Origin of the sequence: Chitinophaga sp. Hz27 (assembly GCF_042263525.1) — a bacterium.
Lineage (GTDB): Bacteria > Bacteroidota > Bacteroidia > Chitinophagales > Chitinophagaceae > Chitinophaga.
The window spans coordinates 194,606-208,355 of record NZ_JBHKFJ010000004.1; the positions used below are offsets into that span (position 1 = coordinate 194,606).

At 41.4% G+C, this 13,750-nt stretch carries 9 protein-coding genes; 2 read left to right on the forward strand and 7 right to left on the reverse strand.

What is annotated here, in order from left to right; translation table 11 throughout:
- Positions 1-25: 25 nt before the first annotated feature.
- Together ACE38W_RS10315 and ACE38W_RS10320 are read right to left on the reverse strand one after the other, a co-directional pair.
- Positions 26-1,246 carry a tetratricopeptide repeat protein gene (locus tag ACE38W_RS10315; RefSeq protein ID WP_375830610.1) on the reverse strand — a complete coding sequence of 407 codons (1,221 nt, stop codon included), beginning with the start codon at positions 1,244-1,246 and terminating at the stop codon, positions 26-28.
- A gap of 3 nt (positions 1,247-1,249) precedes the next feature.
- Entirely contained in the window at positions 1,250-2,575 is a 1,326-nt protein-coding gene (locus ACE38W_RS10320; RefSeq protein WP_375830611.1) for an AAA family ATPase, read from the reverse strand.
- Positions 2,576-2,918: 343 nt separating this feature from the next.
- Here ACE38W_RS10320 and ACE38W_RS10325 point away from each other — a divergent pair, with 343 nt between their 5' ends.
- Both ACE38W_RS10325 and ACE38W_RS10330 read left to right on the forward strand, forming a co-directional pair.
- Positions 2,919-3,377 (forward strand): hypothetical protein, encoded by a 459-nt coding sequence (locus ACE38W_RS10325; protein ID WP_375830613.1) that lies wholly within the window; start codon positions 2,919-2,921, stop codon positions 3,375-3,377.
- Between the two features lie 322 nt (positions 3,378-3,699).
- A complete protein-coding gene (locus tag ACE38W_RS10330; RefSeq protein ID WP_375830614.1) occupies positions 3,700-6,921 on the forward strand; it encodes a carboxypeptidase regulatory-like domain-containing protein in 3,222 nt (1,073 codons plus the stop codon).
- A gap of 83 nt (positions 6,922-7,004) precedes the next feature.
- Here the strand turns inward: ACE38W_RS10330 and ACE38W_RS10335 are convergent, their stop codons facing one another.
- The 5 genes from ACE38W_RS10335 to ACE38W_RS10355 all read right to left on the reverse strand — a co-directional run bounded on the left by ACE38W_RS10335 (position 7,005) and on the right by ACE38W_RS10355 (position 13,697).
- Positions 7,005-7,709, reverse strand: coding sequence for an SIMPL domain-containing protein (locus ACE38W_RS10335; RefSeq protein ID WP_375830615.1), 705 nt, complete (start codon positions 7,707-7,709; stop codon positions 7,005-7,007).
- Positions 7,710-8,053: 344 nt separating this feature from the next.
- Entirely contained in the window at positions 8,054-11,431 is a 3,378-nt protein-coding gene (gene mfd, locus ACE38W_RS10340) for a transcription-repair coupling factor (RefSeq protein WP_375830617.1), read from the reverse strand.
- A gap of 111 nt (positions 11,432-11,542) precedes the next feature.
- Entirely contained in the window at positions 11,543-12,370 is an 828-nt protein-coding gene (locus ACE38W_RS10345) for a hypothetical protein (protein ID WP_375830619.1), read from the reverse strand.
- A gap of 128 nt (positions 12,371-12,498) precedes the next feature.
- Complete coding sequence (locus tag ACE38W_RS10350) at positions 12,499-13,287, reverse strand: hypothetical protein (RefSeq protein ID WP_375830621.1); 789 nt, start codon at positions 13,285-13,287, stop codon at positions 12,499-12,501.
- A gap of 224 nt (positions 13,288-13,511) precedes the next feature.
- Entirely contained in the window at positions 13,512-13,697 is a 186-nt protein-coding gene (locus ACE38W_RS10355; protein ID WP_375830623.1) for a hypothetical protein, read from the reverse strand.
- Positions 13,698-13,750 lie beyond the last annotated feature (53 nt).

The following is a 13,750-nucleotide window of genomic DNA, read 5'->3' on the forward strand; positions in this document are numbered from 1 at the left end:
TTTCTTTTTATATCTTCTTACCAGATTATCTCTCTCTGGTGAGTACAAAGTTTGCCATTAGCTGGTAGATAAATACGCCAATGACCATAACGGTCATGCATATATTAAATGGATCATTATCGAAGAATGTCCAGGTGATACCTGCAACAGACAATGCGGACAAGGTCAGTGTATAGATCAGGAAAATGCGTCGGCCTTTAGGCGTGCCAGAGCTATAAAGGCTTGAAACCGGCAGCAGCATTACAGCGCTTGCGATAGCCAGCGCCAGTAAAGGAGTGAAGGCCGTCAGCCAGAATGAAAATCCTGCTATGATAGCTACAGCCATGAGGACACCTACCAGGGAAGATACCTGTGTTTGTTCTTTGGTGAGTGCATATCGTCCGTAGGGATTCAGGCGTAGGAACAGGTTACTCACTGGCCCTATCAGCCATGTAGAAACCGCCACGATAGCCAATAATACGGCCAGCGGAAAAAACAATGTACTAGCGACCCTGGTGATGATGAATAGTCCTATGATAACGCCCCATTGCATTCCTGAGCTAAGGCGGCCCATGAAAAACTGGTATTTCAGGAACATACGAAATAGCCAGTAGCGGGCTTGCATGGCTTGTACCATACCGCTTTTAGCCCATTGCTGGTTAGGGTCGATTTTTAAAGCTTCGCGGAAATGTTCCAATGCTTTTTTATGATCACCATTTTCCAGCAGTTTCCAACCGAGATTGGCGTGGGTATAGGCATTTTCAGGATTATGTTCCAGTGCGATGTGGAGATCTGAAAATGCTTCTTCTTTTTTGCCCAGGTTAAAAAGGGCGGTGGAGCGGAGGTTCAAGCAGGTTTCATTTTCCGGGTCGAGAGCCAGGCCTTCTTCTGCTTTTTCCAGTGCTTCTTTATAATCGCGTTTAAGTATCAGTATTTGGGACCACATTCCGAAGTAGCCGGCCACGTTAGGGTCGATGGCTACAGCCTCGCTGATGGCCGTAATAGCGGCATTATACTGGCTTTTATTAAATGCGATACGAGAGCGCAGGTAATAGAAGCGATCGTCGGCAGGCGCCATACCAATGGCGTTGCTGATAATGTTTTCTGCTTCTTCTACATTATCCAGCTCCAGGTAACAGATTGCCAGTAGATATAGTCCGTCTATATCATTGGCGTAGGTACTCAGGTGCTGTCTTAATGTGGTAACAGCATCCTGAACGCGGCCTTGTTGCAGCAGCAGGTGAGCCCGTTGTATCAAAAAAGCCATAGTTTATTTCTTAATATCAAGATATTTCAAAACGTCGTCGTAGAGGCCGGCCTCATTGGAATAGAGCGCGTAGTTGCGCGCTGTGTTAAACCATTCCCTGGTAGTAGCCTTGTGGGTTTTAGCCGCCTTCAAGAGTTCTTTTTGTGTAATTGGTTGAGGGATTCCTTTCTGTAGTGCCTCCATGAGTTTATCTTCTATCGCCAGGTCTACGATGGCTTTCAGGTCGGCGCCTGAGTATCCGGCAGTAACTTTAGCGATAGCGCGATAATCAATATCTTCTGTAGGTTTATTTCTCAATTGAATTTTAAGGATTTCTTCGCGGCCTTCCTGGTCGGGAGGAGCTACAAATATGATCCTGTCGAAACGGCCAGGGCGGCGGAATGCCGGGTCCAGGCTCCATGGAGCGTTTGTTGCACCGATGATGAGTACATTATCGTTGTTGGCGGCGATGCCGTCCATTTCTGACAGGAATTGGTTGATGAGGTGACTGGCGCCACTATTACGCATAGAAGTGCGGTTAGCGCCTAAAGCATCTACTTCATCGAAGAACAGTACACAAGGTTTGGACTGGCGGGCCAGTTCAAATAAGCTATGGAGGTTCTTTTCACTATTTCCTATCCACATATCCAATACATCATGGATGCCTACATTGATGAATTCAGCCTGTATTTGACCGGCCGTAGCTCTTGCCAGGTAGGTTTTACCACAACCTGGAGGACCGTATAATAAAATACCGCCGCCGGCTTTTTTACCGTATGCTTTGTAGAGATCAGGAAATTGTAATGGCTTGATGATTTTCAGATCGATTTCCTGTTTTTCTCTGGTCATCCCCCCCACATCATTGAAGTTGATTTCTGGTTTTTCCAGTGTGAAGATTTTTTCTATCTCTTCATCTTCTTCATCTTCAGCAGCTGCGGAATACTGTTGTTGCGGCATTCTGAAGATACCATCCAGGGTTTCATCTCTGAAGCCAGGGTTGAGTTGCAGCATGTGCTGATAGAGATCGCGGGCAGCTTCCAGGGAGTTTTCCTTCACGAGGATGCGGCAATGCAGCAGCAAAGCGTCGAAGTTGTCTGGCTCCTGGTGTTCCAATTGTTCCAGCACTACTATGGCAACAGAATATTTCTGCTGATGGTAGAAAGTGCGGGCGAGTCCCAGTTGGGCGGCTATATTATCATGGGAAAGTTCGAGGACTTTCCTGTATTGTTCTTCGGCCTGAATGTATTGGTAATCCTGAAGGAGCACCTGTGCAAGATGTAAACGCAGGGGCACATTTTCCGGAGAAAATTGCACGGCTTCCTGTAATTGTTTTATCACTTCCGCTGACATAATGTGCGCTATTGATTATTAGGGGCGTAAGATCGTAATTATAGCCGATTAGGTTTAAAAAATATTGTTAAATATGGGTTTATGGGAGAAAAGGTTATTACCATTCATTGTATAATAAATATTTTTTATAATTTATTTATATAATTTATAATATATGCAGTATATTGCAACTGCATTTTATCCCTATGCCAAATGGCAACCGGCAGACCTATGTCGATTTAAAAAGATTGCTGGTCGAGCCTGAAAAATGACAGTAACGGCCAGCAATTTACCATACCTATGAATTGACACCTTATACATTCCGGTGAATGGTAAAAGCATATCATCTCAAAAAACTGAAATTATGCGATTTAAACTATGGTTAGCGGCAATACTTGCTGTGGGACTGTTTATCACCGGATGTGATACCAAGAAAGATGTAACGCCTAAGAGCTATTTTACCTTTAGGATTGGCGATAGTATTTATCAATCTTCTTCTACGGAGGGTTCATTAGGAGTGGACAAGGAAACGGGAAGGCCTACCCTGATTATTGATGGTGTTACTAACAATTTCAAACAACATATGGATTTGCAGATATTATTTCCGGATACGGCTATTGCGGGAAAATATACTACAGACATCTTCATAACCTTATCAGATATTAACACTGGTACTGTATCATATTATAATGTGAGTACCGGAGTTACAGTTAATTTAACTAGCATCAATAGTAAACACGCCGAAGGAACATTCTTCGGTACTTTAACCAGTGGTGAAATTGAAAAACCTTTAACGGACGGAACTTTTCAAGTTAATTATTAGTAAATCATCGTTTTAAGTTTTTACGCCGCCCTGCTTATATAAGCGGGGCTTTTTGTTATGCATTTGTGTTCAATGCATTAGCGTATATTGGTCTCCGTTATAAGTTACGGCAATTGGTTCTCATGAAATTAAAATTTAACATAACCTAAGGAATCTGTTAACACTAACTTCATCGAACTGATACTTTTTAAACCATTTAAAATATAAAAACCATTTAAATACGTTAACCAAATCGCTCTCTTAACAATTCCGTAATGATTCGTTAACATTCTGGTTGTATTGCTTTGCGTGCTTTGCGGAGTAAATACAGACAGCAACTTTTATGAAATCATTTATTACGTTATTAGCTAGCTTTATAGTATTGTTCTTTTACAGTGCGCAAGCTCAGGTAACTACATCAACAGTATCCGGGAAGGTGTCCGACAACAAAGGACAGGCTATCCCTGGCGCAACGGTAGTAGCACTCAACGTTTCAACTGGTATCAAATCTGGTACTCAGACAAATGCTGAAGGACGCTATATCCTCACTAACCTCAATCCCGGTGGTCCTTATACCATCACTGTTTCTTTCATCGGTTACAAGAGCGAAGAGAAACCAGACATCAATCTGGGATTAGGTTCTAATAACTTCACTTTCAAACTGGGCGAAGAAAGCAAATCCCTGAATGAGGTAGTAGTTACTGGTGCTGCTGGTAACAAACAAGGTACAAGAGTAGGTCAGGAGCAGATCAAACGTATTCCTTCCCTGAACCGCAGCTTACAGGACATGACTAAAATCACTCCACAGAGCAGCAACAACTCTTTCCTTGGTACTAACTATCGTTACAACAACGTAACCCTGGATGGTGCTATCAACAATGACGCTATTGGTTTCAGCCCTTCACTGGGTGGACAGAGTAACACCAGCGGTCAGCCAGGTAGCTCTACCCGTACAAACCCAGTATCTCTGGATGCAATCCAGGATGTGCAGGTTTTACTGGCTCCATTTGATGTTAAAGTTGGTAACTTCCTCGGTGGTAGCATCAATGCTGTAACCCGCAGCGGTACCAACGAATTCCATGGTTCTGTATATGGTTATGGCCGTACTGCTGGCATGATCGGTAAAGATAAAGCTGGCGACGGTTCTAAACTGCCTAGCGATTTCCATGATTACCAAACTGGTGTTCGTTTCGGTTTCCCTATTATCAAAAACAAATTATTCTTCTTCACTAACGAAGAGATTACACGTCGTGTAGATCCAGTGATCCTGGCTGCAGGTTCTAAACTGTCTTCAAACATTCTGAGCGAAGCTGATGCACAAGCTATCAGTGCTAAAATGAAAGAATATGGCGTAGACGCAGGCACTTATGGTAACACCAGCATCTATTCTAACTCCAACAAATTCTTCAACCGCCTCGACTGGCATATCAATGCTAAGCATACCCTGTCGCTGCGTAACAACACTATTACTTCTGAAGCCACTAACCTGGAGCGTGATCAACAGAACTTCCGTTTCAAAGGCATTGACTTCAAACAAACCAACAATCAGACTTCTACAGTAGCTGAGCTGAAAAGTAACTTCAACCAATCTGTTTCCAACAGCTTGATCCTGGGTTATTCTTCTGTACATGACTATCGTACACCACTGTCTGATCCTGCTACTCCACAGATCCAGATTGCTGGTAGAACTCCTGGTACTACTATCTTCCTGGGTACTGACCGTGAAGCAAGTATCTTTAACATGAAACAGAAAACTTTTGAAGTAACCGATAACGTTACCATCTTCAAAGGTAAAAATACATTCACCATAGGTACTCACAATGAGTTCTACAACATCACCTATGGTTTTGTTAACTCCTGGAACGGTCGTCTGGACTATGCTTCAGTAGAAGACTTCCTGAATAACAACCCATCTCGCGTTCGTGGTAACTACAACTATACCAACAACTCACGTGATGCGATCATGGCTAATCCTCCAGCGCAGTTCAAAGCTAATCTGTTGAGCCTGTACGGACAGGATGAGATCCAACTGACTGACCGTTTCAAAATCACTCCAGGTATCCGTTTAGACTATACTGGTATTCCTAACAAGCAACCACTGAGCGACAAGACTATCCACGCTCCAGTTGATCCTAACTACGGTACCACTTATACCTATACTAAGCCTTCAGATATTAAGAATGACTTCCTGAATAATGTACAGATTTCTCCACGCTTAGGTTTCAACTACGATATCAAAGGTGACAACACTATGGTATTACGTGGTGGTAGCGGCTTCTTCACAGGTCGTATTCCTTTTGCATGGTTAGGTTATGCGTTCTACAACAACGGTGTAACTTATGGTGCATATGATCAGAAAGCTGCCAGCAAACCTTTTGTAAACACGCCTAATCCAGCAGCTAAACCATCTCCAAATGGTATCGCTGATTTCGCAAAACAGAATGGTGTAGATGTTAATAATGCTGCAGGTGCTACTCAGGTAGACTTAATCGATAACAACTTCAAAATGCCACAGGTATGGAGAAGCAGTCTCGCATTCGATTATACAACTGCTGATCAGTGGAAATTCACTGTAGAAGGTATCTATACAAAAGTTATCAAAGACCTGATGTTCCAGCAAGTGAACCTGGTTGACAACCCTACTTACTATGCATATGATGTAAATAAGCAACAGCCTATCTACTCTGGTAAAGGTATCAACCCACTGTTCACCAACGCTTATCTGTTATCTAACACAGATAAAGGTTACCGTTATAGCATCACCGGTCAGATCACCAAAACATTCCCTTGGGGTCTGAACTTCATGACTGCTTATACTTACGGTCAGGCTAAAGATATCACCAACGGTATTCGTAACTCAATGGAGTCTAACTGGCAGCTGAACCAAGCCCTGAATCCTAACAATCCAGGTCTTGCTTACTCTAACTTCGACATCCGTCATCGTATCGTAGGTACTGTTAACTACAGACAAGACTGGGGTACTAAAGGCAAATGGGTAACTAACTTCAGCCTGTTCTTCAATGCGCAGTCAGGTACTGCATTCACTTATGGTTTCGTGAACGCTACTATCCAGGGTACTCCACAACAGGTTAGCTTAGCTTATATCCCTAAAGATGTAACTGAAGCAACTAAGTTCTTCGCGGATATCGCTGGTGGCAAAACTGCTGCACAACAAGCTGCTGACTTCATGACTTATGTTGATGGCAACAAATACCTGAGCGGTCGTAAAGGTAACTTCACTGAGCGTAACGGTGGTCGTACTCCTTGGAACTACCAGGCTGACTTCCGTCTGACACAGGATTTCAACATCAAAACTGCTAAACGCACTCACACTATCACATTAACTTATGATATCGTGAACCTGACTAACCTGCTGAATAAAAACTGGGGTGTACAGACATTCTCTCCAAACACCTTCAACTCTACTTCCAGCGTTGGTCTGAAATCTAAATCTGTGGCTAACAACCAGCCAGTTTATACTTGGTCTAACCCAGGTACTCCTTACGCAACTGACTTCTTCGGATCACGTTCTCAAATGCAACTGGGTCTGAGATATAGCTTCTAATCTGAGTTAGTAAGATTTATAAATAGAAAGAGGGCTGTCCGTATGGACAGCCCTCTTTTTTATTGAAAACAGTAACTGATTAGTTATTTGATAGAGAAAACAGTTCTTACTTCCGCGCGAACTTTGATAGTTTTAAACTCGACATCAGAAGTATAAGCATCGCTCATAGCAGCTTTAGCACTGTACTGTGCCATTACCGGAATAACATCAGAATAGTTATCTGTGTTGATTTCCTGGATTTCGATGATGCTACCCATTTTTTCGCCCAGGGCAGCTACCATGTATTCAGCTTTTGCTTTCGCAGCCTGTAAAGCTTTTATTTTAGCTTCTTTGCGGTATTCCTGCATTTTAGAAGAGCTGTAAGAAATGATGCGGGTGTTTTCAATACCTTCAGCATCTACTGCATCGAGGATCTGATTGATTTTGTCCAGTTTGTTCAGTTTAAGACGATATTGTTTGCTCGCCATATATTCTACTGGATCTTTCTTTTTACGAGGCCAGGTATAGTTAGAACCAGCAACGTTTTCGATGGTCAGATTTTCTTTAGGAATACCAGCATCTGCAACGGCTTTCACCAGCTGTTTTTCCAGTGTGGAAATGTCCACTTTGTTTTTATTTTTCTGGTATTCTTTCAGGGAGATATTCACGTAGATTTCGTCAGGAGTGATTTCTATTTCTGCAGAACCAGTTACTTCGATTTTCTTCTCAGGTTCTTTAACATCTGCTTTCTGTGCAAAAGTGCTAACGGCTAAAAATAATCCTGCGGCTAATAACATTACCTTTTTCATGATTCAACTTTTTTCTTGTAAATAAATGTGCTTTTTTGTTTTAACACCCTCATGATGCTATGTACAGACAGGATTCCATAAGGGGTCGAAAAAATTTTTTAAATAATTTATTTAATAATCTGTTATCAATTATTATTGAAACGATTGCAAAAGAAAAAAAGTTACAAGGGTAGGCATACTTATTATGCTTAGCGGCCTATTTTTATTTAACGGCGAAGATGGCTCTTACCTGAGCGGACAGATTTTAGTAAAAAGGAGCTATAATCTCATGCAGGCATTCATGGACATGAATAAATTTCCGGATGCGGGCATCCGGGTTATAAAGATGGATTATAAATCGCTAACTATTTTTCATTTCTGCTATCGGTCATACCTCTGAGAAAGTCATAGAGGTCGTTCATATTTTTGATACGACTACCTACGAGCATGAAGTTTTTACCAACTTGTTTGAGTTTGGCGTTGTTGGTACGGGTTTGAATATACGTCAGCAGGTGGTTGAATGTAGGAGATTCGAAGTAAGGAGAATCCGGGTTATTGATGAAATAACAACGGAGATTTTCTTCTTTGAGCATCATTTTTTCGAAGCCAAGCTGGATAGCCATCCAACGGCAACGGATCATGGTGAGCAAGTCTTTTACTGGTTCCGGCAATGGTCCGAAACGGTCTACGAGTTCCGCTTCAAAGGCTTTCAACTTGGTTTCTTCAACGATATTGTCCAGTTCCTGATAGAGATTCAAACGTTCCTGGATACTTTCTATATAAGTATCAGGGATGAGTATTTCCAGGTCTGTATCGATGGTACAGTCACTAACGAAGTCTTTTTTCTCTTCCAGTTGTTCTTTAAAGAGCTCGCGGAATTCGTTTTGTTTGAGTTCACGGATAGCTTCGTCCAGGATTTTCTGGTACATATCGAAGCCGATTTCGGCCATGAACCCGCTTTGTTCACCACCGAGCAGGTTACCGGCGCCGCGGATATCGAGATCGCGCATGGCTATCTGGAACCCGCTACCCAGCTCACTGTGTTGTTCCAGTGTTTGCAGGCGCTTGCGGCTATCGGCGGGCAGCGTACTCATTGGAGGTGCGATGAGGTAACAGAATGCTTTCTTGTTACTACGGCCTACACGTCCGCGCAGCTGATGAAGGTCGCTGAGGCCGAAGTGATGTGCATTATTGATGATGATCGTATTGGCGTTAGGGATATCCACACCGCTTTCTACAATGTTGGTACAAACCAGTACATCGTATTTACGATCAATAAAATCGAGGATTACTTCTTCCAGTTGATGACCTTCCATTTGACCATGGGCCGTAGCAATGGACAGGTCAGGGCATAAACCCTGGATGAGTGCCGACATTTCTCCAAGACCTTTTACACGGTTGTATACGAAGTATACCTGGCCGCCGCGTTCTGTTTCATAATAGATCGCATCGCGGATCATATCCTGGTCGAACACGTGGACTTCAGTTTCGATAGGCTGCCTGTTAGGTGGCGGCGTATTGATGATGGAAAGGTCGCGGGCGCCCATCAGAGAGAACTGCAAGGTTCTTGGGATAGGCGTTGCCGTTAGTGTTAATGTATCAACATTGTGTTTGATTTGTTTCAATTTCTCTTTAGCGCTTACACCAAATTTCTGTTCTTCATCAACGATAAGCACACCGATATCCTTGAATTTCACATCTTTCCCCAGCAATGCGTGGGTACCAACGATGATATCTATTTTTCCTTCTTCGAGGCGTTTAAGTGTTTCTTTCTTCTCTTTTGCAGATTTAAACCTGTTAAGATAATCCACTGTACAAGGGAAGTCTTTCAGGCGGTCAGAAAAGGTTTTGTAGTGCTGGAAAGCCAGGATGGTGGTAGGTACCAGAATCGCGGCCTGTTTCCCATCGACAACGGATTTGAATGCCGCGCGAACGGCTACTTCTGTTTTACCGAAGCCTACATCGCCGCATACGAGGCGGTCCATAGGAGAGGGTGATTCCATATCACGTTTCACATCAGCGGTAGCCTTGCTTTGATCCGGGGTATCCTCGTAAATGAAGGAGGCTTCCAGTTCTGTTTGCAGATAGGTATCCGGAGTGTGAGAGAATCCTTGCTGAGCTTTACGAACGGCATAGAGTTGGATCAGGTCTTTGGCAATGTCTTTAACCTGTGTTTTAGCCTTTTCTTTCAGCTTATCCCAGGCATCACTACCAAGCTTATTCACTCTTGGCTCTACACCTTCTTTGCCGGTATATTTACTGATTTTGTGCAGGGAGTTGATATTTACATACAACAGATCGTTGTTTTTGTAAATAATACGAATGGCTTCCTGCATTTTTCCACCAGATTCAATTTTTTGTAAACCACTGTATACACCTACACCATGATCGATATGGGTCACATAATCGCCAGGTTGCAGTTCACGCAGGGTTTTCATGGTAATAGCCTTGTTCTTGTTATAGGCTTGTCTTACCCTTGATTTATGAAAACGTTGGAAGATCTGATGATCTGTATAACATACCAGTTTCAGCGTGTGATCAATAAATCCTTTGCTGATAGGCGTTGGTATGGGATAGAATACAAAAGAAGCTTTCAGGTCTTCGAAGATGGAGCGTAAACGTTCCAGCTGACGTGGATTGTCAGCAAATATGAATAGTGAATACTTATTGTTGTTGTGCGTAGCCAGATCTTTCAACAGCATATCGAACTGCCTGTTAAACACAGGTTGTTCATGCGTTTCGAAAGATATATCTGTTGCCTGGAGGCCGTTTTCGGTGAACCAATTTTTGCTACCAAAGGTAATGGCTGTTCTTTTGAGCAGCTGTTCCATGATAGGTGCGGCTTTCACGAAGTCTTCCTCTGTGATGGTCATTTCATCATCTTCATCTACCCGAACTTTATTACCTGTTTGCAGGAAATCATCCAGTCGTTGTTCCATCTGTTCGATCACACCACGGATATACTCTGGATCTTTCATCCATACGATAGTATTTTCCGGAAGGAATTCGAGCAGGGAAGTTTTCTGGTGCTCTACTGTGCGGGTATCCATGTTAGCGATGAGCGTAACCTGGTTCAGTTTGCGCTCGGACAGCTGTGTTTCCGGATCAAACAAGCGGATGGAATCAATATCTTCCCCAAATAATTCTAAACGATAAGGTTTATCATTACCGAAGGAGTAAATATCCAAGATACCACCTCTTAATGCATACTGGCCTGGCTCATATACGAAATCTGTATAATGGAAGCCCCATTCTACGAGTTTTTCCAGCAGGGGATCTACTTTGAGTACATCACCTACTTTGAGCTGGATCATGTTGGAATTAAACGCCTTACTGGCAGCAACTTTTTCCCAGAGAGCCTCAGGATAGGTTACCAGTATTTTCTTCCGGGAAGCATCTCCTGAAAACTTCATCAATGCTTCTGTTCGCAACATACTATGACTGCTGTTGAGATCAGTGAATTGGCCAGTTTTCTTGAAAGAGTCCGGAAAATAGAAGATATCGAGTGCCTGGGAGAGTTGTTCCAGGTCGTTTTGAAAATAGGCCGCCTCCTCTTTATCGTTGAGGACAAAGAGATGGTTTGCGTCTGCCTGTGCCCAGGTGCTGACCACCACAAAATTAATTGAACTTCCATTCAGGTTAGACAGCTGGAAGTACTGTGGGGTGGGGGTTTGTATCCCTTTCACCAGGGGCTGCAGGCGTGCATCCCGTTGATATAGATTTATTACGGCCTGTAAATTCATGAAGATTGCAAAGATACGAAGAAAATAAATTTCTCCTTACAGGAGAACGTTAAAAATAGAAAGAGATGCCTCTTAAGCATCTCTTTCTATTTTTAACGTTGATATGTTATCCTATTTTCTAAAATAATATTTGATAGTAAAATCATCCGAACCATATTCCTCTGTGCTTCCGTTATTAAGCCAGCCATAGTGCGCGTTTGCTGTTGCTGTTTTTTGGCTGGAATCAAACTGATAAGCATAAGTAACGCGAAGCGTGTCGCCGTAGATTATCCAGTCAACTTTAGTTACATTGTTGGGGCTAGTAAAATGTTGATGGAATACATAGTTTTTAAACCACCCAGGCATACTAAGCATCTGAATACTTGCATAAATATTCGGACTATTATCATAGGTATATTTATACGTCTCAATTAAAACATTATGTTCAATAGTTCCATTATACGTCATAATTTCTAATAATTTCAATCCATCATAAATTAAGGTATCTGTTTTGAATGAGAACTCACTTACGTTGATCGCTTTCGTCACCTGCCCGGAACCATTATATAAAAGCGTGTCTGTTGAAGATAGTTTACCTGAAAAATAATGCTGTACAATCTGTTTTTTTGTATTTATATAGTAGGAAGTATCCTGATAATGACCAGTTGTATAATCAGTGTTAATTATGCTCAATTGCTTATTAGTATTGTATTTGAGAGTCCAGTTTATTGCATTCCAATCAGGATGTTTAGAAAATGGCAGAAATTGCCCACTGATCAACTGTAAATCTGCATTGTAATTAAATCGTATCACTGTATTGCTATCATTTTTGGGATGCATTTCTACAATTGAATCTAAAACAGAAAATGGTATGAGAGGATCAATAACGATTTTAGGATTATCTTCTTTTGTACAGGATACAGCAAATGCACATAATCCAATAAGTAGTAATCTTTTCATTTAAGGATAAATAATATTAAATTTTATATATAAAAAACAAAATCATGCATATTATTTATTTACAATTAGTTGAAAATCTTACTGGATAAGAAAATACAAAACATTAGTACAAGGCAGTCTACATAGCATCATTTATATGAAAAGGAATAATCTATGTAGCTTGTATCAATTTTGTTATTCACATGCAGCACCTTGTCTGCCAAGGGGTAATTGTTGCTGCTGTATGTATAGGAATGAACGTCTTTGCTTATTAGTATGCCCAGATCATCGGTTACCAGAACTTCTATTAGATTATTGGGGCCTAAATTGTAAAATAGCTGATTAGCCAACAGATATCCGGTTCCTAATGAAGCCCACGCATTGAATTTATCATCATACCTATATGTTATTTTCAATTTTCCACCTCCAGCGTCAATCTGCTCTTTTTTCACAAGATTACCACCATTATCATACTGAAGGGTGGCCACACCTGTTTCAACATCCTGTAAGAGGTAATGCACCTTTGTAACCTGTCCTTTGCTATTATACTCATATAGAAAGCCGGATTTTCCATTACCAAAGACGACTTTTGTCAGCAATCCTTTATTATCATAGGAAAAATCGAGGTTCCTGGTGGTATCCACGGGGGAGGTATTATACTCCAGGCTATAATTCAACTGATTTACTGGGTTATATTTAAAATACAAGCCGTACACGTATGGTATTGGGCCGGCACCGTTTAATTGCAAGTTATTTAGCGTACTATCACTATTAAAAAAGTAACGAGTAGTGAACGGGCCATTTTCAGCACCATTGAGCGTTACAGCATCCAATAATGCAAATGATTTTTTAGGTTTGGAAGGCTGTGGATCGTCCGATTTACTACAAGCGGTAGTATACAATGATACCAGTAAACTGATATAGGCTAACTTTTTCATCTTTCTTATTTGGTTTTAGCAGAAGCACATGGTTACTACAAATATAGATCCGTTACTCAGCGAAAGCTGCAAGAATATTAAGCATGATAAATTGGCGTTATTCCCTGGTTACTGAATTACTAAAGGAAGGCTAGCGGCCTTCCTTTAGTAATTCAGTATTAGACAACCAAACTATTTTTTATAAACAAAACGCTGCGTTCCTGTTTTATTAATCGCATTTCCTTTCACAGTATAGTAGATGTTACCGGATAACCTTTATCATTATACGAAAAGGTGAAATTGGTTGTACCAGGGTTGGTTTGTGTTTCAATTATTTGCGTACAATTATTTGTTGAGTTGTCAGATTTAGAACAAGAATAAATGGCTAACATGACAGCTACACTACCAACCAGGAGTTCAACATTTTTCATTTGAAACAACAGTTAGATATAGGATATTTTATATAAAAAATATATTTATTTAT

Bases quoted from the DNA above. Each gene is read 5' to 3' on its own strand.
- ACE38W_RS10315 (WP_375830610.1), bottom strand. From the start codon at position 1,246: ATGGCTTTTTTGATACAACGGGCTCACCTGCTGCTGCAACAAGGCCGC.
- ACE38W_RS10320 (WP_375830611.1), bottom strand. From the start codon at position 2,575: ATGTCAGCGGAAGTGATAAAACAATTACAGGAAGCCGTGCAATTTTCT.
- ACE38W_RS10325 (WP_375830613.1), top strand. From the start codon at position 2,919: ATGCGATTTAAACTATGGTTAGCGGCAATACTTGCTGTGGGACTGTTT.
- ACE38W_RS10330 (WP_375830614.1), top strand. From the start codon at position 3,700: ATGAAATCATTTATTACGTTATTAGCTAGCTTTATAGTATTGTTCTTT.
- ACE38W_RS10335 (WP_375830615.1), bottom strand. From the start codon at position 7,709: ATGAAAAAGGTAATGTTATTAGCCGCAGGATTATTTTTAGCCGTTAGC.
- mfd (WP_375830617.1), bottom strand. From the start codon at position 11,431: ATGAATTTACAGGCCGTAATAAATCTATATCAACGGGATGCACGCCTG.
- ACE38W_RS10345 (WP_375830619.1), bottom strand. From the start codon at position 12,370: ATGAAAAGATTACTACTTATTGGATTATGTGCATTTGCTGTATCCTGT.
- ACE38W_RS10350 (WP_375830621.1), bottom strand. From the start codon at position 13,287: ATGAAAAAGTTAGCCTATATCAGTTTACTGGTATCATTGTATACTACC.
- ACE38W_RS10355 (WP_375830623.1), bottom strand. From the start codon at position 13,697: ATGAAAAATGTTGAACTCCTGGTTGGTAGTGTAGCTGTCATGTTAGCC.